The sequence below is a fragment of the Streptomyces sp. NPDC050534 genome (assembly GCF_044457745.1).
Lineage (GTDB): Bacteria > Actinomycetota > Actinomycetes > Streptomycetales > Streptomycetaceae > Streptomyces.
Genome location: NZ_JBITHF010000006.1, coordinates 159,402 through 183,168, shown reverse-complemented (window position 1 = coordinate 183,168; position 23,767 = coordinate 159,402). Strand labels below are relative to the sequence as shown.

The window sequence follows — 23,767 nt, the reverse complement described above, 5'->3', positions numbered from 1 at the left end:
ACCATCACGAGTACCTGACGTCACCGCTCAAGTCGTCGGGTCGGTCATCCCTGCCTCCCCGCCGGGCTGATCACCCCTGCCCTGATCGACCCCACGACCTGACCGGAGTCCGCCCTCGTGGCCACGTTCCTCTACAAACTCGGCCGGTTCGCCTTCAGGCGACGGCACTTCGTCGCCCTGTTCTGGGTGGCGCTGCTGACGCTCGCGGGCGTCGGCGCGGCCAGTGCCCCCGCTGCGGGCTCCTCCTCCTTCTCCGTTCCCGGCACGGAGGCCCAGAAGGCCTTCGACCTGCTGGAGCAGCGCTTTCCCGGGATGAGCGCCGACGGCGCGACCGGCCGCGTCGTCTTCAAGGCGCCCGCCGGCGAGAAGATGACCGACGCCGGCAACAAGGCAGCCGTCGAGAAGACGGTGAAGGAGCTGACCGACGGCTCCGAGGTGGTCTCCGTCACCGACCCCTACCAGGCGCACGCCGTCAGCAAGGACGGCACGATCGCCTACACGTCGGTGAAGTACAAGGTCTCCGGCATGGAGCTGAAGGACGCCTCACGCAACGCCCTTGAGCAGGCCGGGAAGGACGCGCGGTCCGCCGGGCTGACCGTCGAGATCGGCGGCGACGCGCTCCAGACGACACCCGAGACCGGCGCCACCGAGGTCATCGGCATCGCGATCGCCGCCGTCGTCCTCGTCATCACCTTCGGCTCGCTGATAGCGGCCGGGCTGCCGCTGCTGACGGCGCTCATCGGCGTGGGCATCGGCGTCTCGACGATCACGACGCTGGCGAAGGCGCTGGACCTCGGCTCGACGACCTCCACCCTGGCCATGATGATCGGCCTCGCGGTCGGCATCGACTACGCCCTGTTCATCGTCTCCCGCTACCGCGCCGAACTCGCCGAGGGCCGCGCACGGGAGGATGCGGCCGGCCGGGCCGTCGGCACGGCGGGCTCGGCGGTGGTCTTCGCGGGCCTGACGGTGCTGATCGCGCTGGTCGGACTGTCCGTCGTCAACATCCCGATGCTGACGAAGATGGGCGTCGCCGCCGCGGGCACGGTCGCCGTCGCTGTCCTCATCGCGCTGACCATGATCCCGGCGCTGCTCGGGTTCGCGGGCCGGAAGGTGAGGCCGGCCGGCCAGAAGAGCAAGCTGCTCGGCGGCGGGCGCGCGGCGAAGAAGGCGGCCGAGGGCCGGCCGAACATGGGCACCCGCTGGGCCAGCTTCGTCGTCCGCCGTCCCGTGGCGGTCCTGCTGCTGGGCGTGATCGGACTGGGCGCCGCGGCGGTCCCGGCGGCCTCGCTGGAGCTGGGCCTGCCCGACGACGGTTCGCAGCCCACGTCGACGACCCAGCGCCGGGCGTACGACCTGCTGTCCGAGGGCTTCGGCCCCGGCTTCAACGGCCCGCTGATGGTCGTGGTCGACGCGCGGGACAGCGACAGCCCCAAGGCCGCGGTGGCCAAGGTCACCGACGGCATCAAGGGACTCAAGGACGTCGTGACGGTCGCGCCGGCGACGTACAACAAGGCCGGCGACACCGCGACGATCACGGTCATCCCGAACTCCAAGCCGTCGTCGGCGAAGACCGAGGACCTGGTCCACTCCATCCGTGACGCGGGCGCGGGGATCAAGGCCGACACGGACGCGACGGTGCTGGTCACCGGCTCGACGGCGATGAACATCGACGTCTCGCAGAAGCTGAACGACGCGCTGGTCCCGTACCTGGTGCTGGTGGTGGGCCTGGCCTTCCTCCTCCTGATCGTCGTCTTCCGCTCGATCCTGGTCCCGCTGAAGGCCGCCCTCGGCTTCCTGCTGTCGGTGATGGCGGCCCTGGGCGCGGTCGTGGCCGTCTTCCAGTGGGGCTGGCTGTCCGGTCTGCTGGGCGTGGAGGAGACCGGCCCGGTCATGTCGATGATGCCGATCTTCATGGTCGGTGTGGTCTTCGGCCTCGCGATGGACTACGAGGTCTTCCTCGTGACCCGGATGCGGGAGGCGTACGTCCACGGCGAGCGGCCGGGCCAGGCCGTCGTCACCGGCTTCAAGCACGGTGCCCGTGTGGTCACGGCCGCGGCGGTGATCATGATGGCGGTCTTCGCCGGCTTCATCGGCTCCAGCGAATCCATGATCAAGATGATCGGCTTCGGCCTCGCGATCGCCGTCTTCTTCGACGCCTTCGTCGTCCGCATGGCCATCGTCCCGGCCGTGCTGGCCCTGCTCGGCAAGCGGGCCTGGTGGCTCCCGAAGTGGCTGGACCGCGCCCTGCCCAACGTGGACGTGGAGGGCGAGGGCCTGCGCACCCAGGGCTCGCCGAAGGACACCGATCCGGACGAGGACCGGGAGCTGGTGGGGGCCTGAGGCTCCGCCGGTGCACGGGGCGGGCGGCCATAACCCGGTCGCCTGTCCCGTGCACCGGCCGCTAGCGTGCCGTGCATGACGAGCGTCGATGCCTTTGACAGTTCCGGAGCCCATCCTCGTTTCGCCGCCGCCCTGCAGGAGCTGGGGCTCGACGAGCTGCACAGCAGGATCCGGCGCTTCCCCGATGCGACGCGGACCGCCGCCGAGGCGGCCGCCGCGGTCGGGTGCGAGCTGAGCGAGATCTGCAAGTCGCTGATCTTCGCGGCCGACGGGGTCCCGGTGCTGGTGCTGATGGACGGGGCCTCGCGGGTGGACCTCGAGCGGGTGCGTGAGGCACTCGGCGCGCAGAAGGTGACGCGGGCCAGGGCCGAGGTCGTCCGGGAGACGACCGGGTACGCCATCGGCGGCGTACCGCCCTTCGGGCACCGGACGAAGACGCGGGTCCTCGCGGACCGTTCGCTGCTGGAGCACGACGTCGTGTGGGCCGCCGCCGGAAACCCGCACGCCGTGTTCCCCATGGAGCCCAAGGACCTGGTCGCCCACGCCGGTGCCGCCCTCGTGGACGTGCGTGAGCGCACCTCGTGACCCCGCTGGTCGCCGCGGCCGTCCTGTTCGCCGCGTTCACGCACGCCAGCTGGAACGCGATAGCCCATCAGATCACCGACAAGCTGGCCGGGTTCACGCTGATCGCCGGCGGCGGCATGCTCATCGGGCTGGCGATGGTGCCGTTCGTGGCGTTCCCGGCGTCCGGCGCCTGGCCGTACCTCGGCGCCTCCGCCGTCATCCATCTCGCGTACTACGTCCTGCTCATGCGGTCCTTCCGGCTCGGTGACTTCGGGCAGGCGTACCCGATCGCCCGCGGTACCGCGCCGCTCGTGGTCACGCTCCTCGCCGCCGTGTTCGCCCACGAGGTGCCGGACGGCTGGGCGGCCGCGGGGATCGCCCTGTCCTGCGCCGGGCTGACCGGCGTGGCCCTGTGGGGACTGCGCGGGCGCCGGCCGAACTGGGCCGCGGTCGGCGCGGCCCTCGCCACCGGCCTGACCATCGCCGGCTACACGGTCGTGGACGGCCTCGGCGTACGCGCCTCCGGATCCTCCCTCGGCTACATCGCCTGGCTGATGGCGGTGGAGGGGATCGCGCTCCCCGCGTACGCGCTGTACCGGTGGCGGGGCCGATTCACCGCGGTACTACGGCCGTTCGCGGGCGTCGGCCTGCTCGGCGCCGCCCTCTCCGTGCTCGCGTACGGCCTCGTCCTGTGGGCCCAGACCAGGGCCGAACTGGCACCGATCGCGGCCCTGCGCGAGTCCTCGATCATCGTCGGCGCGGCGATCGGCGCCGTCTTCTTCAAGGAGCGGTTCGGGGCGCCGCGGATCGCGGCGGCGGGACTGCTGGTCGCCGGGATCGGGCTGATGCTGCACGCCGGGTAGGCGCCGCGGCCCGGCGAGGAGCACCCTGGAAGCAGGTCTTCCGGAGGTGATCGTCATGATGCACACCACAGTGGGATGGCATGTCGAGCTGGAATTCCAGGAGGACGACCAGCACACGCGGGCGGTGGCGATGGTGCGCCTGTCCGACGGCAGCGAGGTACGGGCCCACGGTCGCGCGAGCCGGCACACCTCAGATTCCAATCAGCCGCGGGTGGGCGAGGAGATCGCGGGCGCACGGGCGCTCAACGAACTCGCCATGCAGCTGCTGACCAAGGCGCACGGGGAGATCGACTCGGCGTCGGGGCGGACCTCGCACTCGATCAACGTCTGAGCCACGGCCGTACCGGCCCGCTCACGCCGATATGGCGCCTTGCACCGCGCGAACCAGCGCCTGCGCCCGCGGGTCGGCCGTCACGCTCTTGCGGAAGCCGTTCGTGACGTAGCCGAAGGCGATGCCCGCGGCGGGGTCGGCGAAGCCCAGGGCGCCGCCGCGGCCCGGGTGGCCGAAGGAGGTGGGGGAGAGCAGGGGGGACGTCGCCCCGTGCAGCATGTAGCCGAGGCCGAACCGGGTGGGCACGACGAGCACGCGGTCCGGCCCGGCGCTGCGTTCGCCGCGGGCCAGCTCGACCGTCTCCGGGGTGAACAGCCGCGCACCGCCGTCCACTTCGCCGATCAGGGAGGCGTAGAAACGGGCCAGGCCCTCCGCCGTGGCGATGCCGTTGGAGGCGGGCAGGGCGGCGGCGCGGTAGGCGGGGTCGTTCTCGTCGGGCGTCGGGGTGATCGCGGCGAAGGCCCGGCAGGTGAGGGACGCCGGGTCGGCGTAGGCCTCGGCGACCGCGCGCTTGGGCCGGGTTCTCAGGCCGGGCGGGTCCGCGGGCGGGTGGACCTTGCCCACGCGGCCGGCCCGCGACGCCTGGGCCGCGGGCAGTCCCAGCCACAGGTCCGCGCCGGCCGGTCCGGCGATCTCGTCCGCGATCCATTCGCCGATCCCGCGGCCGGTGACCCGCCGCACCAGCTCGCCCGTCAGCCAGCTGTACGTCTGCGCGTGGTACCCGTGGTCCGTGCCCGGCTCCCACTCCGGTGCCTGCGCCGCGACGGCCTCGGCGCCGAGCACGGGGTCGGCGGCCTCGGCGGGCGTCAGCGGACGGTCGAGCGCGGGGACGCCGGCGCGGTGCGCGAGGAGCTGCCACACCCGCGTCCGCTCCTTGCCCGCCGCCTTGAACTCCGGCCAGTACTCGCCGACCGGCGCGTCCAGGTCCAGCTCTCCGCGCTGCTGGAGCAGCAGGAGTACGGCGGCGGCGACGCCCTTGGTCGCCGAGCGCACGATCTGGGCGGTGCCGTGCTCCCAGGGATGGGTCCCGTCGGCGCCGGCGGTGTCGTCGACGTTCTTCGTGCCGCCCCACAGGTCGACGACCTTGTGCCCGTCGCGGTAGACGGCGACGGCCGCGCCCCGGTCGCCCAGCGTCTCGAAGTTGCGGGCGAACGCCTCCCGGACCGGCTCGAAGCCCTCGGCCACCGCACCGTTCACATCCACGCGTACTTCCCTCCGGTTCACCTGCGACTGTGGGGGCAACGCCCGCACGCAGCCTGCGATTCCCGGGTCACTGCGATCCGCCGGCGCCCATGGTCACGGAGCGCGGATCGAAGCCGAACGGCAGTTCCAGGCGGTGGGCGCGCATCAGATCCTCGTCGGAGAGGAGTTCGCCCGTCTTCCCGTCCGCCGCGATCACGCCCTCGCTCAGGATCAGGGAACGCGGGCACAGCTCCAGGGCGTACGGCAGGTCGTGCGTGACCATGAGGACGGTGACGTCCAGCGAGCGCAGGATGTCGGCCAGTTCGCGGCGGGAGGCCGGATCGAGGTTGGAGGAGGGCTCGTCCAGGACCAGGATCTCCGGCTCCATCGCGAGCACGGTCGCCACCGCCACCCGGCGCCGCTGCCCGAAGGAGAGGTGGTGCGGGGGCCGGTCCCTGAACTCGGCCATGCCGACCTGGGTGAGCGCCCGGTCGACCCGCTCCTCCAGCTCGGGGCCCTTCAGCCCGGCCGCCGCGGGACCGAACGCCACGTCCTCGCGGACCGTCGGCATGAACAGCTGGTCGTCCGGGTCCTGGAAGACGATGCCGACCCGGCGCCGGATCTCGGCCATGTGCCGCTTGCCGACGGGCAGTCCGGCGACCCGCACCGTGCCCGCGCCGCCCGTGAGGATGCCGTTGAGGTGCAGCACCAGGGTCGTCTTGCCGGCGCCGTTCGGGCCGAGCAGCGCGACCCGTTCACCGCGCTCCACGCAGAAGTCCACGCCGAACAGGGCCTGATGGCCGTCGGGATAGGCGAAGGCGAGGCCGGAGACCTCGAGCGAAGGAGTACTCACAGGGTCCATCCCAGCAGGCAGACGACGAGGGCGGCGAAGGGGAGGGCGAGCGCGTACGACCACTGCGCCCGGGACGCGGTCACCTCGTCGATCACCGGCATCGAACCGGCGTATCCACGGCTGACCATGGCGAGGTGCACCCGCTCCCCGCGCTCGTAGGAGCGGATGAACAGGGCGCCGGCCGACTTCGCGAGCACGCCCCAGTGGCGCACGCCGCGCGCCTCGAACCCGCGTGACTCCCGCGAGATGCGCATCCGCCGCATCTCGCCGGTGATGACGTCGCCGTAGCGGATCATGAAGGACGCGATCTGCACCAGCAGCGGCGGGAGCCTCAGCCGCTGCAGTCCCAGCAGGAGTTCGCGCAGTTCCGTGGTGGCGGCCAGCAGCACCGACGCGGCGACGCCCAGGGTGCCCTTGGCCAGTACGTTCCACGCGCCCCACAGGCCGTTCACGCTCAGGGACAGGCCCAGGACGCCGACGCGCTCGCCCTCGGCCACGAACGGCATCAGGACGGCGAACGCGACGAACGGCACCTCGATCAGCAGCCGCTTGAGCAGGAAGCCTGCGGGCACGCGCGCGAGTCGGGCGACCGTGCCCAGCAGCACGGCGTACAGCGCGAACGCCCACATCGCCTCGCGCGGCGTCGACACGACGACCACCACGAAGGCGAAGGCCGCGGCCAGCTTGGTGTGCGGCGGCAGGGCGTGCACGGGCGTGTGCCCGTGCCGATAGAGCCGGTGCGCTCCCCCACTACCGAACGTGTGGGAGGTACCCCCAACCGCGCCCATGTCAGACGTTCTCCACGGCCGTGGGCGACACGTCCGTGCTCCGGCGCCTGCGCACCGCCCAGAACACGCCGCTGCCCGCGACGACGGTCACACCGACGCCGATCACGCCCGCCAGCCCCCCGGACAGGCGGGCGTTCCCGACGTCCTTGACCCCGTAGCCGGCGAGCGGGGAGTTTGACGACGCGTGCTTCCCCGCCGTCTTGTCGATGCCCTTGTCGCGGGCGACCTTCTCCAGGCCGTCGGGGCTGGCGGAGGCGTAGAAGCTGACGAAGCCCGCGAGGACCAGGGAGGCCACCAGGCCGCTGATCCACAGTCGCCGGCGGGAGGTGCGGGCCGTGGCGGGAGCCGCCGCGGTGGGCGCGTCGACCAGTTCGCCGTTCACCCGCAGCTTGAGCCGCTGCTGCAGCCCGCGTGCGCCGTGCACCAGGTCGGGGCGTACGGCGACGACGGCGCCCACGGTGAGGGCCGTGATGGCCGCCTCGCCGATGCCGATCAGGACGTGCACACCGATCATCGCGGTGGCGACCTTGCCGATGGCGATGTCGGTGGTGCCGCCGATCGCGTAGACGAACGTGAAGGTGACGGCGGCGGCCGGCACGGAGAGCAGTGCGGCGACGAACGACGCCACGGTCACCGAGCGGCGGCTGCGGGGAAGCACCTTCACCAGGCCGCGGAAGACGGCGTATCCGACGACCGTGGTGACGATCGCCATGTCCGTGATGTTCACTCCGAGCGCGGTGAGGCCGCCGTCCGCGAAGAGGATGCCCTGCATCAGCAGGACCACGGACACGCACAGCACACCCGTGTAGGGACCGACCAGGATCGCCGCGAGCGCCCCGCCGAGCAGATGGCCGCTGGTCCCCGCCGCGACGGGGAAGTTCAGCATCTGCACGGCGAAGATGAACGCCGCCACGAGTCCGGCGAGCGGCGCCGTCCGTTCGTCCAGTTCACGGCGTGCGCCGCGCAGGCTCACGGCGATCGCGCCCGCGGCGGCGACGCCGGTCACGGCGGAGGTGGGAGCGTTGATGAATCCGTCAGGCACATGCACCGTTCGATGATAGATGCTTATTGCGAACTAATTGCAAGAGCGAGAAGCTCGTGCCTCGTGCGCGAGTGCATGTGAGATGTGCCGCCGTCAGGGGGCGTGATCGGGAAAATATGGGACATTAGGAATGGATGGACGGACAGATTCCATACCGGTCACGCAGCGTGAGAGGGCCGTCACGATGTCTGTAGTCGAACAGTACGCACGAGCCCACATCGTCACGGACGCGGCCATACCCGACGACGAGGCGGTCCCCGTCGTCCTGCGCTACGACCCCGAAACCGACCCGCGCTCGGTACGGGTCGGCCTTCCCGGGACACATGAGTGGACCTTCTCGCGCTCGCTCCTGGAGCAGGGCCTGCGCGCCCCGGCCGGCGCCGGAGACGTACGCGTCTGGCCGTGCGGGCGGGTGCAGGCGGTGGTCGAACTCCGCTCGCCGCAGGGCGTGTCGGTGGTGCAGTTCGACAGCAAGGCACTGCTGCGGTTCCTGCGCCGCACCTACATGGCCACGGCGCCGGTCACCCGCTGATCAGCCGCCCATCTTCAGCAGCGCCGCCACGATCGGGCCCGCCGTGTCGCCGCCGTGGCCGCCCGCCTGGACGACGCCCGACGCGGCGAGGTCGCCGCAGTAGGCGGTGAACCAGCCGTTGGGCTTCTTCTGGCCGTCGACCTCGGCCGAACCCGTCTTGGCTCCGCAGCTCGAGCCCAGACCCGACATCGCCTGGGCCGCCGTACCGTACCGGGCCGTGTAGGACATGACGTCCTTCAGCTCGGCCTGCGTCTTCGCCGACATCGTGCGCGAGGCCTTCGCCAGCGTGCGGTGGTCCACCGACGGGGAGACCAGGTACGGCTGGTGGAAGCTGCCGGAGGACACCGTCGACGACACCGACGCCATGTTCAGCGGGTTCATGCGCACCCCGCCCTGGCCGATCAGCGAGGCGCCCATCTGCGCGCCGCTCATCACCGGGACCGAGCCGTCGAAGGACGGGACGCCGATGGCCCAGTTGTTCATGCCGAGGCCGTAGACCTGCTGGGCCTCCGTGGTGAGGTCGCTGTTGGACAGCTTCGGCGCGAAGTTGATGAAGGCGTTGTTGCAGGAGGCCCCGAAGGCCAGCTTGAACGTGCCCTTCTTGATCTCGGAGTTGTCGTCGTTGTGGAACGTCCAGCCCGCCAGCTTGTACGTCTTGGGGCAGGGGTGCGAGTCGTCGGGGTGGACGAGGTCCTTCTCGAAGAGCATCGTCGACGTCACGACCTTCATCGTGGAGCCGGGCGCCAGGGAGCCCTGGAAGGCGACGTTGAAGCTGTGGCTGTTGTTCGCCACGGCGAGGATCTCGCCCGTCGAGGGGCGCATGACGACGACCGACGACTTCGGCTTCTTGGCGACCTGCTGCTCCGCCGCCGCCTCCAGCGTCGGACTCAGCGTGGTCCTGACCTTGCCCGGCGTGCCTTCGCTCAGCGTCAGCAGCGTCTTGTCGGAGAGCTTGGCCTTGTCGGACGCCTTGCCGCGCACCACGCGCAGCTCGATGCCCGCCTTGCCGCCGGCGATCTTGCCGTACTTCTCGCGCAGTCCGTCCAGCACCGGCCCGAGCGAGGCGTACTTGGCCGTCGTCAGCTCACCGCCGTCACGGTCGTAGGCCTTGACCGGCGGGGTGCCCGACTCGCCGGTGACCAGGGTGTCCCCGTCCTTGAGGTCGGGGTGGACGACGGCGGAGTGCCAGTCGACCCGCGGCTTGCCGGTCGTCCTGTCACGCACGACCGTCAGTGAACTCTGGTACGCCAGCGGCTTGTTGGTGCCCTTGTAGGAGACCGTGCCCTTGACGGAGAAGGGGACCTTGTCGCCGGTGCGGGTACCGGCGGTGAGCGTGACGTCCTTGATGTGCGCGCTCGTGAGGTAGCCGCTGAGGAGGCTGGTGGCCGCCGCCGGGTCGCTGGTGACGGCGGCGGCCCGGCTCACCTTGCCCGTCTGCCAGGACGTGAGGAACGTCGTGGACGCCGACCGGACCTCCTGGGCCGACAGCGGCCCGGTCTTGACCTTGGGCTTGTCGTCGGCGGACGAGGACGTCGTCGTTCCGTCGTCGGCCGCCGAGCCGCCGGTCAGCGCGTAGGCGCCCACGCCCACGCCGACGACGACCACGGCGATCATTGCGCCGATCACGGCGGGTTTGGTCTTGCCTCGCTCTTCGACGCGCCTTCTGTTACCCACTGCTCCCGATCCTCCGCAAGATCCCCAGGGCCCTCTCAGGGCCCTGGCTCAGCCCCCATCCATCCAACGACGGCAACAGCCTAGAGTCCCGTCCTCAACGGGTGACTTCAGCCGCCACTCCGTAGCACAGCTGCGACAATCGGGCCCGCCGCGTCGATGCCGTGACCGCCGTCCTGGGTCATGGCCGCGGCCGCGACGTCGTTGCGGTACCCCGTGAACCAGCTGTTGGACTTCGACTGCCCGTCGACCTCGGCGGAGCCGGTCTTCGCGCCGATGCTGCCGTTCAGGCCCGCCATCACGCCGGCCGCGGTGCCGCTGGTCGCGGTGCGGTTCATCATCGCGCGCAGCTGGGCGACCGTACCCGCGGACAGGCCCTGGGCGGTGGCGAGTTCGCGGTCGTCGAGCTTCGGGGAGACGATGACCGGCTGGTGGAAGCGGCCCGTCATCGCGGTCGCCGTGACCGACGCCATGTTCAGCGGGCTCATCTGGACCTGGCCCTGGCCGATCATGTTGGCCGCCGTGTCCGGGCCGCCGGAGGCGGGGACCGAGCCGTCGAAGGACGGGATGCCGGTCTTCCAGTCGTCCTGGCCCAGGCCGAAGCGGTTCTCGGCCTCCTTGGTGAGGGAGTCCACCTTGACCTCGTCCGCGTACTTCACGAAGGCCGTGTTGCAGGAGCGGGCGAAGCTGTCGGCGAGAGTGGCCTTCTCGTTCGGGGCCATGTTCTTGAGGTTGTGGAAGGTCTGGCTCTGCCACACCGCCTCGTTCGGGCAGGGGGCCGGGCCGTTCATGCTGGTGATGCCGTTGTCGATGAGCGTGGCCGCGCTGAGGATCTTCATCGTGGAGCCGGGGGCGAGCTTGCCCAGGAAGGCCGCGTTGAAGCCGTCGTCGCGGTGGTTGGCGACCGCCAGCACCTCGCCGGTGCTCGGCTTGACGGCCACCACGGACGACTCGGAGTACTTCTTCACCGCCTGCTCGGCCGCCGCCTGCGCGGTCGCGCTGAGCGTGGTGCGCAGCTTGCCCGGCCTGCCCTTGGCCAGCGTCACCAGCGTGGTGTCGGCCGAGTCCTCGGTGTCGTGCCGGATGGCGAGCTCGACGCCGGGGGTGCCGCCCGCGTCGTCGCCGTACTTGGCGCGCAGTTCGTCCAGGATCGGGCCGAGCGAGGGGTACTTGTCCTTGGTCAGGACGGCGCCGTCGCGGTCCACCGCCTCGATCTCGGGGTTCGCCGACTCGCCCGTGACCAGGGTGTCGCCCTTCTGCAGCTGCGGGTGGACGACGGACGGCCGCCAGTCGACCAGGGGCCGGCCGGTGGTCTGCCCGCGCACCACCGTGAGCTCGCTCCGGTACGTCAGCGGCCTGGACTTCCCGTCGTACGACACCGTTGCCTTGACCGTGAAAGGCACGGTCGCGCCGTGCGCGGTGCCGGGCGTGATCTTCACACCCTTGATGTGCGCGTCCTGGCCGTAGGCGGTCAGCAGCGGCTGGGCCGCCGCGTCGTTGTTCGTGTACGTCGCCGCCTCGGCGGCCTGCCCCTTCTCCCAGGCGGCGAAGAACTTCCCGGACGTGTCCTTGATCTCGCCGCCGCTCGGCGGACCGGTCTTCACGGACTCCCCGCTCGCGCCCGGACCTCCGGTGTCGCTGTTCAGCGCGGACATGATGTTGTAGGCGCCGTAACCGGCTCCCCCCACCATCACGGCGAAAACACTGCCGATGACGGCGGTCTTTACCCCCTTGCCCATGAAAGGGCCCCCTCCCCGTTCCCCAGTGGTGTGCGGGATTCTTTCTGAACACGTTCAAGAAGAATCCCGCAGCGGCACATTACGCGGTGGAGGTGGCGTGTGGGGCGGGTGTTCCCCGATTGTTAGCGCTTACCGAGCCCGGCCGCATCCCTCGGCCAAGTCGCGGCGCCCGCCGCGGACTTCTGGAATTCCAGCCGAACACGGCTGCTACACCCACGTGTCCAGCCACATCCGCGAGCGCCACTGGTCGATCGGGATCGCCGTGCCCGTGTACAGGGGCCAGAAGTAGATGAAGTTCCAGGCGATCAGCAGGACCAGGACACCCGCGCCCGTCGCTCCCGCCACGCGGCGGGTGTCGCTGGAGCCGGGCGGTCCGATGATCGCGCCGAGGAGCATCGCCACCGCGAGACACAGGAACGGGACGAAGACGACCGCGTAGAAGAAGAAGATCGTCCGCTCCTGGTACAGAAACCAGGGGAGGTAGCCGGCCGCGATGCCGCAGGCGATCGCGCCCGCGCGCCAGTCGCGGCGGAAGAACCAGCGCCACAGGACGTACAGGACCGCGAAGCAGGCCACCCACCACAGCAGCGGGGTGCCGATCGCCAGGACCTCGCGGGCGCACTTTCCGCCCGCGCCGGCGGGGCAGCCGTCCGTGCCGGGCGAGGGGGACTCGTAGAAGTACGAGACCGGGCGGCCGTCGATCAGCCAGCTCCACGGGTTGGACATGTACGTGTGCGGAGAGGACAGGTGGCGGTGGAACTCGTAGACCTCGTGCTCGTAGTGCCACAGGCTGCGCCACCAGTCCGGGAACAGCCAGGTCCACATGCCGCCCTTGCCGTCGGTGGCGGCCCAGTTGCGGAAGTAGCCGCCGGAGCCGTCCGTGGGCGAGAGGATCCAGCCGATCCAGGAGAGCAGGTAGGTGGCGATCGCGACCGGCACCATGGCCAGGGCGGTGATGCCCGTGTCCCGCATGAGGACCGCGCCGTACGGATGCCGCGCGCCGGCCACCCTGCGCGAGCCGACGTCCCACAGGACCGCCATCACGCAGAAGGCGGCCAGGATGTACAGGCCGTTCCACTTGGTGCCGATGGCGAGGCCGAGCAGCAGGCCGGCCGTCCAGCGCCAGGGGCGCCAGCCCAGGCGGGTCGTCTCCGCCGTGTGCGCGTCCGGGCGGATGCGCCCGTCCGCGTCGACCGGCAGCGCGGCGGCGAGTTTCTCCCGTGACCTGTCGCGATCGATGACCAGGCAGCCGAACGCGGCCAGCACGAAGAACATCAGCACGCCGTCGAGCAGCGAGGTGCGGGCCATGACGAAGGCCAGCCCGTCCACCGCCATGAGCGCGCCCGCCAGGCAGCCGAGGAAGGTCGAGCGGAAGATGCGGCGCCCGATGCGGCACAGCAGCAGCACCGACAGCGTGCCGAGCAGCGCGGTCATGAACCGCCAGCCGAACGGGTCGAAACCGAAGATCAGTTCGCCGAGCCCGATGACGTACTTGCCGACCGGAGGATGCACGACGTACGCGGCGTCGGTCGGGATCTTCACGTGCCCGTGCGTCCGGAGGATCAGGTCGTTGGCGTTCTTGTCCCAGTTGACCTCGAAGCCGCGGTGGACGAGCGCCCAGGCGTCCTTGGCGTAGTACGTCTCGTCGAATATCACCGCCTTCGGGCTGCCCAGGTGCCAGAACCGCATCACGCCCGCCATCAGCGTGACCAGCAGCGGACCGCCCCAGCCCGACCAGCGCGCCATCCGCTCGGCGAGCGCCGGCGGCACCCCCAGCACCTTCCACAGCCTCGGGCTGGGCGCGACGTACGGCGGCACCAGACGCTCCCGTACGTCGCTTCTGGGCCCCGCCGTGTAGCCGAAGCGGCGCAGCCGCTGCTGCCACGACGGCCGCTGGTCTCGCGGGGCCTGGCCTTGCAGGGTGTCCGGGGAGGACGCGGTACTGGTCACCGCGCCATCGTAGGGAACCGTGCTGTGTGAGTCCCGTGCATGGGCGGTAACGGGCCGGTATGCGTCCGGTCGGGGAGTCCCGCGCGACCCGGGCGGGGCGTCCGCCCCGCCCGGGTCCTGGGAGGATGGGGGCGTGACTGGAACCCTTGTCTTGGCGGGCACCCCCATCGGCGACGTCGCGGACGCTCCGCCCCGGCTGGCCGAGGAGCTGGCCGGGGCCGACGTGGTCGCGGCCGAGGACACCCGGCGTCTGAAGCGGCTGACGCAGGCCCTGGGGGTCACGCCCAAGGGGCGGATCGTGTCGTACTTCGAGGGCAACGAGTCGGCCCGTACGCCCGAGCTGGTCGAGGAGCTCGTGAACGGCGCGCGCGTGCTGCTGGTCACGGACGCCGGGATGCCCTCGGTGTCCGACCCCGGCTACCGGCTGGTCGCGGCCGCCGTCGAGAAGGACGTCCGGGTCACCGCCGTTCCCGGCCCGTCCGCCGTGCTCACCGCGCTCGCGCTGTCCGGGCTGCCCGTCGACCGGTTCTGCTTCGAGGGGTTCCTGCCGCGCAAGGCCGGGGAGCGGCTGACCCGGCTGCGGGAGGTCGCCGCGGAGCGGCGCACGCTCGTCTACTTCGAGGCCCCGCACCGGCTCGACGACACCCTCGCCGCGATGGCCGAGGTGTTCGGGGCCGAGCGGCGGGCCGCCGTCTGCCGGGAACTGACCAAGACGTACGAGGAGGTCAGGCGGGGCGCTCTGGCCGAGCTGGCGGCGTGGGCGGCCGAGGGGGTGCGCGGCGAGATCACCGTGGTCGTCGAGGGGGCGCCCGACAAGGGACCGGAGGAGCTCGACGCCGCCGAGCTGGTGCGCCGGGTGCGCGTGCGCGAGGACGCGGGGGAGCGGCGCAAGGAGGCGATCGCGGCCGTCGCGGCGAAGGCCGGGCTGCCCAAGCGGGAGGTATTCGACGCGGTTGTGGCTGCGAAGAACGCCGCTGCCCAGAGTGGTTCGTGAGGCGCGCCTCGGCACGCCCCTGAGCAGGGCGCATCTCCCCTGAGCGCGCGCCCCACGGCCACGCAAAGGACTATCGTGGAAGGCAAAGCGCAGGCCCCGTGACCGAGGCCGGTATGGCAAGGACAATCCAAATCGGCTCCAACAGTCGACAGGCCTGATGCATTCGCGCCGGTAGAAGCGTCCACTGGTCGAAGGGACGCACCCGTCCCTGTGTCCAGCGGACAAGAGGAGCTGGCATGAGTGAGATGGCAGGGCAGTCCGGCCTCCGCGGCACGGCGACCGCGGTCGTGCACGAGTCGTATTCCTTCGCGTGCATGCGCTGCGGGCACGGCTGGGAGCAGTCGTACGAGATAGAACACCACAAGGACGCCGAGGGCCACGAGTTCGTGATGTATGTGGCGGGCGGCCAGGTCGTCCCGTCTCCGCTGTCCAAGCCCAGCTGCTACAACTGCGACGGCCACAGCGTACGGATCATGCGGGCGGGTCAGGTCTCGTCGGCCCGTGACGCGGAGCTGAGGCAGTACCACCGCACACCGCCGGCCGGGCCGGTCGAGCCGCAGTCGACGAAGGCCAGGACCGCGGAGGCCGCCGCGACCCCCGAGTCCGCGAAACCCGCCGGGCCAGAGCAGCCGGACCACCACTGGCATCTGTCCGATCTCCTGCACCCCTTCCAGCGGAAGACGGACTGACAGCTCCGGCGGCCGGGCGGACATGCCCCTTTCGTAGGATCGGGGCATGCCTTCGAACAGCTCCGGCCCTCGTGAGAAGAACGCGGCCCCGCCGCTCCCGGAACCCCTCCGGGTGGCCGTCGCCGACTCCCACACCCATCTCGACATGCAGTCCGGCACCGTGCGGGAAGGGCTCGCGAAGGCTGCCTCGGTGGGTGTGACGACGGTCGTGCAGGTCGGCTGCGACGTGCGGGGCTCGCAGTGGGCGGCCGAGACGGCCGGGTCGTACGACGCCGTCCACGCGACCGTCGCGCTGCACCCCAACGAGGCGCCGCGCATCGTGCACGGAGATCCCGACGGCTGGTCCCGGCAGGGAGCGCGTGAGGCGGGTGGCACGGCGGCGCTCGAGGAGGCGCTCGCCGAGATCGACCGCCTGGCGGCCCTCCCGCAGGTCAAGGGCGTCGGTGAGACCGGACTCGACCACTTCCGCACCGGGCCCGAGGGCAAGGAGGCGCAGGAGGCCTCCTTCCGCGCCCACATCGAGATCGCCAAGCGGCACGGCAAGGCCCTGGTCATCCACGACCGCGACGCCCACGCCGACGTGCTGCGCATCCTCAAGGAGGAGGGCGCACCCGAGCGGACGGTGTTCCACTGCTACTCCGGCGACGCCGAAATGGCCGAAGTGTGCGCCCGTGCCGGATACTTCATGTCCTTCGCCGGCAACGTCACCTTCAAGAACGCCCAGAACCTGCGGGACGCGCTGGCCGTGGCGCCGCTGGAGCTGGTCCTGGTGGAGACCGACGCGCCCTTCCTGACACCGGCGCCGTACCGCGGACGGCCCAACGCCCCGTATCTCATTCCGGTCACGGTGCGCGCCATGGCGGCCGTACGCGGCATCGGCGAGGACGCGCTGGCGACAGCCCTCGCGGCGAACACGGCCCGCGCCTTCGGCTACTGAGGGTGGATGTTTCATAACCCTCCGATAACACCGGCAGGCCGTCATCTCGGGCCCTGCCGCCACGTTCCGTAGTTGCGCCGCTTTGGAGAGTGACACCCGCTCCGCTAGGTTCTGGTGGCCCTATCCGGACCCCTCTGGACCCCTCGGCCCCTGGAGCGTGTCGGCGTGAGCAAGTCGCAGTACGAGACGTACGAGGCGTACGAGACGCACGAGGCGTACGGGACGTTCGAGGCGCACGGGTCCGACCCGGCGCACCGGCCGCCGGAGTACGGCGGATTCGACGTGCACAGCGCGCAGACGCTGGCGTACGGGATGCCCGGCGCGTACGACGACACGTACCGGCCCGCCTACGAGCTGCCCGAACCCGCCGCCGACGTGACCGCGGCGGCGTTTCCACGGCAGCCGGTGAGAGCGGCGGGCGAGGACCTGCCCGGGGCCGCCGCGCGGCCCGGAACGGCTCGCCGGGGTGCGCGCCGGCGCAAGCCGCGCTACGGCGAGCGTTCCGACGGCACGGTGCGCCGGCTGCTGCCCCAGGCCCTGGTCATCGCCTTCCTGGCCGGCGGCACCACCGCGTTCGTCGCCAAGGACAAGGCGGTCGAGCTGACCGTCGACGGCAAGCCGCGCACCCTGCACACCTTCGCGGACGACGTGACCGAGCTGCTCGCGCAGCAGAGCGTCGAGGTGGGGGCGCACGACGTGGTCGTGCCGGCCCCCGGCACCGAGCTGGCCAGCGGTGACGAGGTCTCCGTGCACTACGGCCGGCCCCTGCGGCTCACCCTCGACGGCCACCGGCACGAGGTGTGGACGACCGCGCACACGGTGCAGGAGGCGCTGGAGCAGTTCGGGGTGCGGGCGGAGGGCGCGTACCTGTCCACTTCGCGCTCCCTGCCCATCGGGCGCCACGGGCTCGCCCTCGACGTGCGCACCGAGCGCTCCGTGACGGTCATGGCCGACGGCCGCGCCCGCACGGTCCGCACGAACGCGGCGACCGTGCGGGAGGCCGTCGAGGAGGCCGGGATCACCCTGCACGGCCAGGACACCACGTCCGTTCCGGCGGACAGCTTCCCGCGCGACGGGCAGACCGTCACCGTGCTGCGGATCAAGGGCACCAAGGAGGTCCGCGAGGAGGCGATCCCGTACCGGGTGCAGCGCACGGAGGACTCCTCGCTGTTCAAGGGCACGGAGGTCGTCGAGCGGGCGGGGCAGCCGGGGCTGCGGCGGGTCACGTACTCCCTGCGCACTGTCAACGGCGTGCGGCAGAAGCCCCGCAGGACCGACGCGGAGGTGGTGCGCGAGCCGCGGCCCGAGGTCGTGAAGGTGGGCACCAGGCCCATGCCGACCTCCGTGCACGGCGCCGACGGCCTGGACTGGCACGGCCTCGCGGCGTGCGAGTCCGGCGGGCGGCCGAACGCCGTGGACCCCTCGGGCACGTACGGCGGCCTGTACCAGCTCGACTCCCAGACCTGGCGCGGCCTCGGCGGCAGCGGGCGGCCGCAGGACGCCTCGGAGCAGGAGCAGACGCTGCGCGCCAAGAAGCTTTACGTGCGCCGCGGGGCGAACCCCTGGCCGCACTGCGGGGCGCGGCTGCACGGGTGAGCGGCGGCCCGGCGCCGCCCCGTACCCTTGTCGCCGTGAGCACCAGCCCCGCCTCCGACGCCCTCCTGGGCCCCGCCGACGTCCGCGAACTCGCGGCGGCCCTCGGCGTCCGCCCGACCAAGCAGCGCGGTCAGAACTTCGTGATCGACGCCAACACGGTCCGGCGGATCGTGCGGACCGCGGGCGTCCGGCCGCACGACGTGGTGGTGGAGGTCGGACCGGGACTCGGCTCCCTGACACTCGCGCTGCTGGAGGCCGCCGACCGCGTCGTCGCCGTCGAGATCGACGACGTCCTCGCCGGGGCGCTGCCCGCCACCGTCGCGGCCCGGATGCCCGAGCGCGCGGACCGCTTCGCGTTGGTGCACTCCGACGCGATGCAGGTGACCGAGCTGCCCGGGCCCGCCCCGACCGCGCTGGTCGCGAACCTCCCGTACAACGTCGCCGTGCCCGTCCTGCTGCACATGCTCGAGACCTTCCCGAGCATCGAGCGCACCCTGGTCATGGTCCAGTCCGAGGTCGCCGACCGCCTCGCCGCCGCGCCCGGTTCGAAGGTGTACGGCGTCCCGTCCGTGAAGGCCAACTGGTACGCCGAGGTCAAGCGGGCCGGCGCCATCGGGCGCAACGTCTTCTGGCCCGCCCCGAACGTCGACAGCGGCCTCGTCTCGCTCGTCCGCAGGACCGAGCCGCTCAAGACGACCGCCGAGCGGCGCGAGGTGTTCGCCGTCGTCGACGCCGCGTTCGCGCAGCGGCGCAAGACGCTGCGGGCCGCGCTCGCCGGCTGGGCCGGCTCGGCCGCGGCGGCGGAGGCGGCCCTGGTCGCCGCCGGGGTGTCGCCGCAGGCACGCGGAGAGGCCCTGACCGTCGAGGAGTTCGCCCGTATCGCAGAAAACAAGGAGCCCGGTCAGCAGTGAGCGTCACCGTCCGCGTCCCCGCCAAGGTCAATGTCCAGCTCGCGGTGGGCGCCGCCCGCTCCGACGGCTTCCACGACTTGGCCAACATCTTCCTCGCGGTCGGCCTCCACGACGAGGTCACCGTGACGCCCGCCGCCGGGCTGCGCGTCACCTGCGAAGGGCCCGACGCCGAACAGGTGCCGCTGGACGCCACCAACCTGGCGGCCCGCGCGGCCCTCGCGCTCGCCGAGCGGCGCGGCATGGAGCCGAACGTGCACATCCACATCGCCAAGGACATCCCGGTCGCGGGCGGCATGGCCGGCGGCAGCGCGGACGGCGCGGGCGCTCTGCTGGCCTGCGACACGCTCTGGCGGACGGGCGCGTCCCGGGCCGAACTGCTCTCCATCTGCGCCGAGTTGGGCAGCGACGTGCCGTTCAGCCTGGTCGGCGGGGCGGCGCTGGGTACCGGGCGCGGCGAGAAGCTGCGCGTGCTCGAGGTCGGCGGCACCTTCCACTGGGTCTTCGCGATGGCCGGCCGCGGTCTGTCCACCCCGGCCGTCTTCCGCGAGTTCGACCGGCTGGGGGAGGGGCTCGACATCCCCGAGCCCGTCGCCTCCGAGGAGATCGTCGAGGCCCTGGCCAAGGGCGATCCGGACGCGCTCGCCGCGGCCGTCTCCAACGACCTCCAGCCCGCCGCCCTCTCCCTCTTCCCCGAACTCGCCGACACCCTCGCGGCCGGCCGCGACGCCGGCGCCCTGGCCGCGCTGGTCTCGGGCTCCGGCCCGACCACGGCCTTCCTCGCCCGCGACAGGGAGGCGGCGGCGAAGGTCGCTCAGGCGCTGACGGCGTCCGGCACCTGCCGGACGGTGCGTACGGCGTCGGGTCCGGCGCCGGGCGCGACCGTGCTGGGCGGCTGACGGCGGCGACCGGCCGCGCGTGCGGGACGGGCCGCCCCGCCGACTACCCTGGAAGGTCGATCGACCCCCGGGGCAGGAGAGAAATGGCCGTCAATCTGGTCAATGTCGAGAACGTCAGCAAGGTGTACGGCACCCGTGCCCTCCTCGACGGCGTCTCCCTCGGCGTCTCCGAAGGCGACCGGATCGGAGTGGTGGGGCGCAACGGCGACGGCAAGACGACCCTGATCCGGATGCTGGCCAAGCTGGAGGAGGCCGACACGGGGAGGGTCACCCACTCCGGCGGGCTCCGCGCGGGCGTGCTCACGCAGCACGACTCCCTCGACCCCCGGGCCACCGTCCGCCACGAGGTCATCCGGGACCTGGCCGACCACGAGTGGGCGGGCAACGCCAAGATCCGCGACGTGCTCACCGGCCTGTTCGGCGGCCTCGACCTGCCCGGCTTCCCGCAGGGCCTGGACACCGTCATCGCACCGCTGTCCGGTGGCGAGCGGCGCCGTATCGCCCTCGCCAAGCTGCTCATCGAGGAGCAGGACCTGCTCGTCCTGGACGAGCCCACCAACCACCTCGACGTCGAGGGCATCGCCTGGCTCGCCCGGCATCTGCGCGAGCGGCGCTCCGCGCTCGTGTGCGTCACCCACGACCGGTGGTTCCTCGACCAGGTGTGCACGCGCATGTGGGACGTGCAGCGCGGTTCCGTCTACGAGTACGAGGGCGGCTACTCCGACTACGTCTTCGCCCGCGCCGAGCGCGAGCGCATCGCCGCCACCGAGGAGACCAAGCGGCAGAACCTGGTGCGCAAGGAGCTCGCCTGGCTGCGCCGCGGCGCCCCGGCCCGGACGTCCAAGCCCCGCTTCCGCGTCGAGGCCGCCAACGAGCTGATCAAGGACGTACCGGCGCCCCGGGACAGCAGCGAGCTGATGCGGTTCGCCTCCACGCGGCTCGGCAAGACCGTCTTCGACCTCGAGGACGTCACCGTCCAGGCCGGGCCCAAGGTGCTGCTCAAACACGTCACCTGGCAGCTCGGACCCGGCGACCGGATCGGTCTCGTCGGGGTCAACGGCGCCGGCAAGACCTCCCTGCTGCGGGCGATGGCGGAGGCGGCCCGCACCGAGGGCGAGGCGCAGCCCGCGGGCGGGCGGGTCGCCGTCGGCAGGACGGTCAAGCTCGCCTACCTCTCCCAGGAGGTCGCCGAACTCGACCCGCAGCTGCGGGTCCTGGAGGCCGTCCAGCAGGTGCGCGAGCGCGTCGACCTCGGCAAGGGCCGGGAGATGACGGCCGGGCAGCTGTGCGAGACGTTCGGCTTCAACAAGGAGAAGCAGTGGACGCCCGTCGGGGACCTCTCCGGCGGTGAGCGGCGCAGGCTCCAGCTGCTGCGGCTGCTGATGGACGAGCCCAACGTCCTCTTTCTCGACGAACCCACCAACGACCTCGACATCGAGACCCTGACCCAGCTGGAGGACGTCCTCGACGGCTGGCCCGGATCGATGATCGTCATCTCCCACGACCGGTTCTTCGTCGAGCGCACCACCGACCGGGTGTTCGCCCTGCTCGGCGACGCCACCCTGCGGATGCTGCCGCGCGGCATCGACGAGTACCTGGAGCGCCGGCAGCGGATGGAGGAGGCGGTGGCCGCGGCCGCGCCGGCAGCGGTGAAGGCCGGGCCCGAGAAGAACGCCGCCGACCAGCGCGCCGCCAAGAAGGAGCTCCAGAAGATCGAGCGGCAGCTCGACAAGGTCTCCGAGCGGGAGACGAAGCTGCACGCGCAGATCGCCGAGAACGCCACAGACTTCGCGAAGGTCGCCGAACTGGACGCGCAGCTGCGGGGCTTGACGGGCGAGCGGGAGGAACTGGAGCTGCGCTGGCTGGAACTGGCCGAGGACGCGTGAAGGGTGCGTGAAGACGCATAACAGCGGCGTCACGGGCCGGTCCTCCCTTGGGAACAGGGGGTGGGACGGCCCGGTGCGGTGTCGGTCCCGAGTGATAGAAAGAGCCGTCTGAGAACTTTCTGAGTGCGACTCTGGGTCATCGCGTACCTCAGGGCGTGGCTAAAAATCAGTGAACGAGGGGGAGACGCGCTGATGACTCAGCCGCCCAACCAGCCGCCGCAGCCGCCACAACCGGAGCCGCAGGGCGGCTTCGGGGCTCCACAGACTCCGCCGCCGCCGCAGGGTCCGCCCCAGACGCCGCCGCCCCCGCAGTCCCCGCCGTCCGGCGCCCCCCAGCCCGGCTACGGCTACCCCCAGGCACCGCCGCCCCAGCAGCCGGGCCCGTACGGACAGCCCTCGGGCCCGTACGCCCAGCCCGGCCCCTACGGCCAGCAGGCCGGTCCCTACGGACAGCCCGGTCCCTACGGCCAGCCCCAGCAGCCCGGCCCGTACGGCCAGCAGCCCGGTTACGGCTACCCGCAGCCGCAGTTCCCGGGCGCGCCCGGCACCCCGCCGCCCGGCTCCGGCTCCAAGAACCCGTTCAAGGGCAGGCCCGGTCTCGCCATCGGTGCGGCGGTCGCCGCGCTGGCCGTCATCGGCGGCACCGTCTTCGCCGTGACCAGCGGCGGCGGGGGCGACGACAAGAAGCCGGTCGCGCACAAGAGCGACGACCCGAAGCCCACCGCCAGCGCCCCGGTCAACCCCGGTGACGGCAGCGGCGACGGAGGCTCGGACTCCGAGGACCTCAACTCCGGGCGCCGGCCCGGCGAGGCGAAGGTGCTCTGGTACAAGACGGCGCCGGACACGCCCGGTTCGGGCGCCGACGCCCCCGGCATGTGGATCACCGACAAGACGGCGGTGAAGGCGGCGTACAAGGAGCTCGTCGCCTACAACGTCGGCGACGGCAACCCGACTTGGGACCCGATCACCTTCCCGCAGAAGATCTGCGCGGTCACCAAGCAGCAGTCGTCCGACGACAAGGTCGTGGTGGCCTACGAGAGCGGCACCAGCGACCGCGCGAAGTGCAACCAGCTCCAGCAGGTCGACCTGAACACCGGCGCGAAGGGCTGGAAGACCCAGCTCACCGACGGCGCGCTGTTCGACAGCACCATCACCGTCTCGCTGTCCGTCACGGGCAAGACGCTGATGGTGGGCCGCTCGCAGTCCGGGGTGGCGTACGACATCGACTCCGGCAAGAAGCTCTTCGACAAGCAGAAGTACGGCGACGCCTGCTTCCCGACCGCCTTCGCGGGCGGCAGCAGGCTGATCGCCGTGTCCTCCTGCGACGCCACCGGGTCGAAGGAGCACGACGAGATGCAGGAGCTCGACCCGAAGACCGGCAAGGCCAGGTGGACGCAGAAGTTCGACAAGGGCTGGACGGTCGCGCGGACCTACTCCGTCGACCCGCTGGTGGTCTACAGCACGAACCAGGACAAGAAGGCGTGGAACATCTCGACCTTCAACTCCAACGGCACCTTCAAGTCGCAGGTCGGCTTCGACGAGAAGTTCGCCCCCCAGTGCGGCTGGGCGATCCTCAGCCGCGACCTCCAGGGCTGCAAGGGCGTGGCGTCCGACGCGACCACCCTCTACCTGCCGACCGAGGCGACCACCGGCGCGAACGAGATCGTCGCCATCAACCTCGCCACGGGCAAGGAGAAGTGGCGGGTGAAGTCCCCGGCGGACGAATCGATGCTGCCGGTCAAGACCGAGGGCGGCAAGCTCATCGCCTATGTGGAGCCCTCGTACGACGCGGGCGGCCAGGTCGTGTCGATCGCGACCGCCGGTTCGGGCCACAAGCCGGTGAAGCTGCTGCAGAACCCTTCCGGCGCCGCAGAGGTCGAGAACGGCTTCTTCTCCAAGGACTTCGACTGGGTCGACGGGCGCTTCTACCTCTCCACCACCCGGCTGAACGGCAATGACGACACGAAGGAGAAGTTGATGCTCGCCTACGGCAAGTGACT

Annotated in this window: 20 protein-coding genes; 13 read left to right on the top strand and 7 right to left on the bottom strand. The window is 71.5% G+C overall.

Going from position 1 to position 23,767, the window contains the following annotated elements:
- Window positions 1-117: 117 nt before the first annotated feature.
- From ACIBN2_RS20890 to ACIBN2_RS20875, 4 genes are all read left to right on the top strand, one after another.
- Window positions 118-2,343, top strand: coding sequence for an MMPL family transporter (locus tag ACIBN2_RS20890; RefSeq protein WP_399136043.1), 2,226 nt, complete (start codon window positions 118-120; stop codon window positions 2,341-2,343).
- A gap of 75 nt (window positions 2,344-2,418) precedes the next feature.
- On the top strand, window positions 2,419-2,928 hold the full coding sequence (locus ACIBN2_RS20885) for a YbaK/EbsC family protein (RefSeq protein ID WP_399136041.1): 510 nt from the start codon (window positions 2,419-2,421) through the stop codon (window positions 2,926-2,928).
- Window positions 2,925-3,770, top strand: coding sequence for an EamA family transporter (locus ACIBN2_RS20880; protein ID WP_399136040.1), 846 nt, complete (start codon window positions 2,925-2,927; stop codon window positions 3,768-3,770). Before ACIBN2_RS20885 ends, ACIBN2_RS20880 begins: the two co-directional genes overlap by 4 nt.
- Window positions 3,771-3,825: 55 nt before the next feature.
- A complete protein-coding gene (locus tag ACIBN2_RS20875; protein ID WP_399136038.1) occupies window positions 3,826-4,101 on the top strand; it encodes a DUF1876 domain-containing protein in 276 nt (91 codons plus the stop codon).
- Window positions 4,102-4,122: 21 nt separating this feature from the next.
- On the opposite strand, the gene ACIBN2_RS20870 is transcribed toward ACIBN2_RS20875, so the two are convergent.
- The 4 genes from ACIBN2_RS20870 to ACIBN2_RS20855 form a co-directional block, all read right to left on the bottom strand.
- Window positions 4,123-5,304: a serine hydrolase domain-containing protein gene (locus ACIBN2_RS20870; RefSeq protein ID WP_399136036.1), complete on the bottom strand. Its 1,182-nt coding sequence runs from the start codon at window positions 5,302-5,304 to the stop codon at window positions 4,123-4,125.
- Window positions 5,305-5,371: 67 nt separating this feature from the next.
- Window positions 5,372-6,145 (bottom strand): energy-coupling factor ABC transporter ATP-binding protein, encoded by a 774-nt coding sequence (locus tag ACIBN2_RS20865; RefSeq protein ID WP_399136034.1) that lies wholly within the window; start codon window positions 6,143-6,145, stop codon window positions 5,372-5,374.
- Window positions 6,133-6,924 carry a cobalt ECF transporter T component CbiQ gene (cbiQ, locus tag ACIBN2_RS20860; protein WP_399136032.1) on the bottom strand — a complete coding sequence of 264 codons (792 nt, stop codon included), beginning with the start codon at window positions 6,922-6,924 and terminating at the stop codon, window positions 6,133-6,135. The genes ACIBN2_RS20865 and cbiQ overlap by 13 nt, the downstream gene beginning before the upstream one ends.
- A gap of 1 nt (window position 6,925) precedes the next feature.
- Window positions 6,926-7,972: an energy-coupling factor ABC transporter permease gene (locus tag ACIBN2_RS20855; protein WP_399136030.1), complete on the bottom strand. Its 1,047-nt coding sequence runs from the start codon at window positions 7,970-7,972 to the stop codon at window positions 6,926-6,928.
- A 178-nt stretch (window positions 7,973-8,150) separates the two neighbouring features.
- On the opposite strand from ACIBN2_RS20855, the gene ACIBN2_RS20850 reads away from it, so the two are divergent.
- A complete protein-coding gene (locus ACIBN2_RS20850) occupies window positions 8,151-8,498 on the top strand; it encodes an SsgA family sporulation/cell division regulator (protein ID WP_399136028.1) in 348 nt (115 codons plus the stop codon).
- Here ACIBN2_RS20850 and ACIBN2_RS20845 read toward each other — a convergent pair whose 3' ends face one another.
- From ACIBN2_RS20845 to ACIBN2_RS20835, 3 genes are all read right to left on the bottom strand, one after another.
- Window positions 8,499-10,172 carry a penicillin-binding transpeptidase domain-containing protein gene (locus ACIBN2_RS20845; RefSeq protein ID WP_399136026.1) on the bottom strand — a complete coding sequence of 558 codons (1,674 nt, stop codon included), beginning with the start codon at window positions 10,170-10,172 and terminating at the stop codon, window positions 8,499-8,501. It abuts the gene before it with no gap.
- Window positions 10,173-10,279: 107 nt separating this feature from the next.
- On the bottom strand, window positions 10,280-11,908 hold the full coding sequence (locus ACIBN2_RS20840; protein ID WP_399136024.1) for a penicillin-binding transpeptidase domain-containing protein: 1,629 nt from the start codon (window positions 11,906-11,908) through the stop codon (window positions 10,280-10,282).
- A 207-nt stretch (window positions 11,909-12,115) separates the two neighbouring features.
- Window positions 12,116-13,858: a dolichyl-phosphate-mannose--protein mannosyltransferase gene (locus ACIBN2_RS20835; protein WP_399136022.1), complete on the bottom strand. Its 1,743-nt coding sequence runs from the start codon at window positions 13,856-13,858 to the stop codon at window positions 12,116-12,118.
- Window positions 13,859-13,991: 133 nt separating this feature from the next.
- Between ACIBN2_RS20835 and rsmI the strand changes: the two genes are divergently transcribed.
- The 8 genes from rsmI to ACIBN2_RS20795 all read left to right on the top strand — a co-directional run bounded on the left by rsmI (window position 13,992) and on the right by ACIBN2_RS20795 (window position 23,765).
- Window positions 13,992-14,852, top strand: coding sequence for a 16S rRNA (cytidine(1402)-2'-O)-methyltransferase (rsmI, locus tag ACIBN2_RS20830; RefSeq protein ID WP_399136020.1), 861 nt, complete (start codon window positions 13,992-13,994; stop codon window positions 14,850-14,852).
- Between the two features lie 236 nt (window positions 14,853-15,088).
- Window positions 15,089-15,541 carry a hypothetical protein gene (locus ACIBN2_RS20825; protein ID WP_399136018.1) on the top strand — a complete coding sequence of 151 codons (453 nt, stop codon included), beginning with the start codon at window positions 15,089-15,091 and terminating at the stop codon, window positions 15,539-15,541.
- 46 nt (window positions 15,542-15,587) lie between these two features.
- Window positions 15,588-16,478 carry a TatD family hydrolase gene (locus ACIBN2_RS20820; protein ID WP_399136016.1) on the top strand — a complete coding sequence of 297 codons (891 nt, stop codon included), beginning with the start codon at window positions 15,588-15,590 and terminating at the stop codon, window positions 16,476-16,478.
- Window positions 16,479-16,643: 165 nt separating this feature from the next.
- On the top strand, window positions 16,644-18,074 hold the full coding sequence (locus ACIBN2_RS20815) for a ubiquitin-like domain-containing protein (protein ID WP_399136014.1): 1,431 nt from the start codon (window positions 16,644-16,646) through the stop codon (window positions 18,072-18,074).
- A gap of 35 nt (window positions 18,075-18,109) precedes the next feature.
- The gene (gene rsmA / locus ACIBN2_RS20810; RefSeq protein ID WP_399136012.1) at window positions 18,110-18,985 is read left to right on the top strand and encodes a 16S rRNA (adenine(1518)-N(6)/adenine(1519)-N(6))-dimethyltransferase RsmA; all 876 of its coding nucleotides are present in this window, start codon (window positions 18,110-18,112) and stop codon (window positions 18,983-18,985) included.
- The gene (locus tag ACIBN2_RS20805; RefSeq protein WP_399136010.1) at window positions 18,982-19,881 is read left to right on the top strand and encodes a 4-(cytidine 5'-diphospho)-2-C-methyl-D-erythritol kinase; all 900 of its coding nucleotides are present in this window, start codon (window positions 18,982-18,984) and stop codon (window positions 19,879-19,881) included. Before rsmA ends, ACIBN2_RS20805 begins: the two co-directional genes overlap by 4 nt.
- Before the next feature lie 83 nt (window positions 19,882-19,964).
- Window positions 19,965-21,767, top strand: coding sequence for an ABC-F family ATP-binding cassette domain-containing protein (locus tag ACIBN2_RS20800; RefSeq protein ID WP_399136008.1), 1,803 nt, complete (start codon window positions 19,965-19,967; stop codon window positions 21,765-21,767).
- A gap of 192 nt (window positions 21,768-21,959) precedes the next feature.
- A complete protein-coding gene (locus ACIBN2_RS20795) occupies window positions 21,960-23,765 on the top strand; it encodes a PQQ-binding-like beta-propeller repeat protein (protein ID WP_399136006.1) in 1,806 nt (601 codons plus the stop codon).
- Window positions 23,766-23,767 lie beyond the last annotated feature (2 nt).

Coding starts and splice junctions, on each gene's coding strand:
- ACIBN2_RS20885 (WP_399136041.1), top strand. CDS start 2,419: ATGACGAGCGTCGATGCCTTTGACAGTTCCGGAGCCCATCCTCGTTTC.
- ACIBN2_RS20875 (WP_399136038.1), top strand. CDS start 3,826: ATGATGCACACCACAGTGGGATGGCATGTCGAGCTGGAATTCCAGGAG.
- ACIBN2_RS20865 (WP_399136034.1), bottom strand. CDS start 6,145: ATGGACCCTGTGAGTACTCCTTCGCTCGAGGTCTCCGGCCTCGCCTTC.
- cbiQ (WP_399136032.1), bottom strand. CDS start 6,924: ATGGGCGCGGTTGGGGGTACCTCCCACACGTTCGGTAGTGGGGGAGCG.
- ACIBN2_RS20850 (WP_399136028.1), top strand. CDS start 8,151: ATGTCTGTAGTCGAACAGTACGCACGAGCCCACATCGTCACGGACGCG.
- ACIBN2_RS20840 (WP_399136024.1), bottom strand. CDS start 11,908: ATGGGCAAGGGGGTAAAGACCGCCGTCATCGGCAGTGTTTTCGCCGTG.
- ACIBN2_RS20825 (WP_399136018.1), top strand. CDS start 15,089: ATGAGTGAGATGGCAGGGCAGTCCGGCCTCCGCGGCACGGCGACCGCG.
- ACIBN2_RS20820 (WP_399136016.1), top strand. CDS start 15,588: ATGCCTTCGAACAGCTCCGGCCCTCGTGAGAAGAACGCGGCCCCGCCG.
- ACIBN2_RS20800 (WP_399136008.1), top strand. CDS start 19,965: ATGGCCGTCAATCTGGTCAATGTCGAGAACGTCAGCAAGGTGTACGGC.
- ACIBN2_RS20795 (WP_399136006.1), top strand. CDS start 21,960: ATGACTCAGCCGCCCAACCAGCCGCCGCAGCCGCCACAACCGGAGCCG.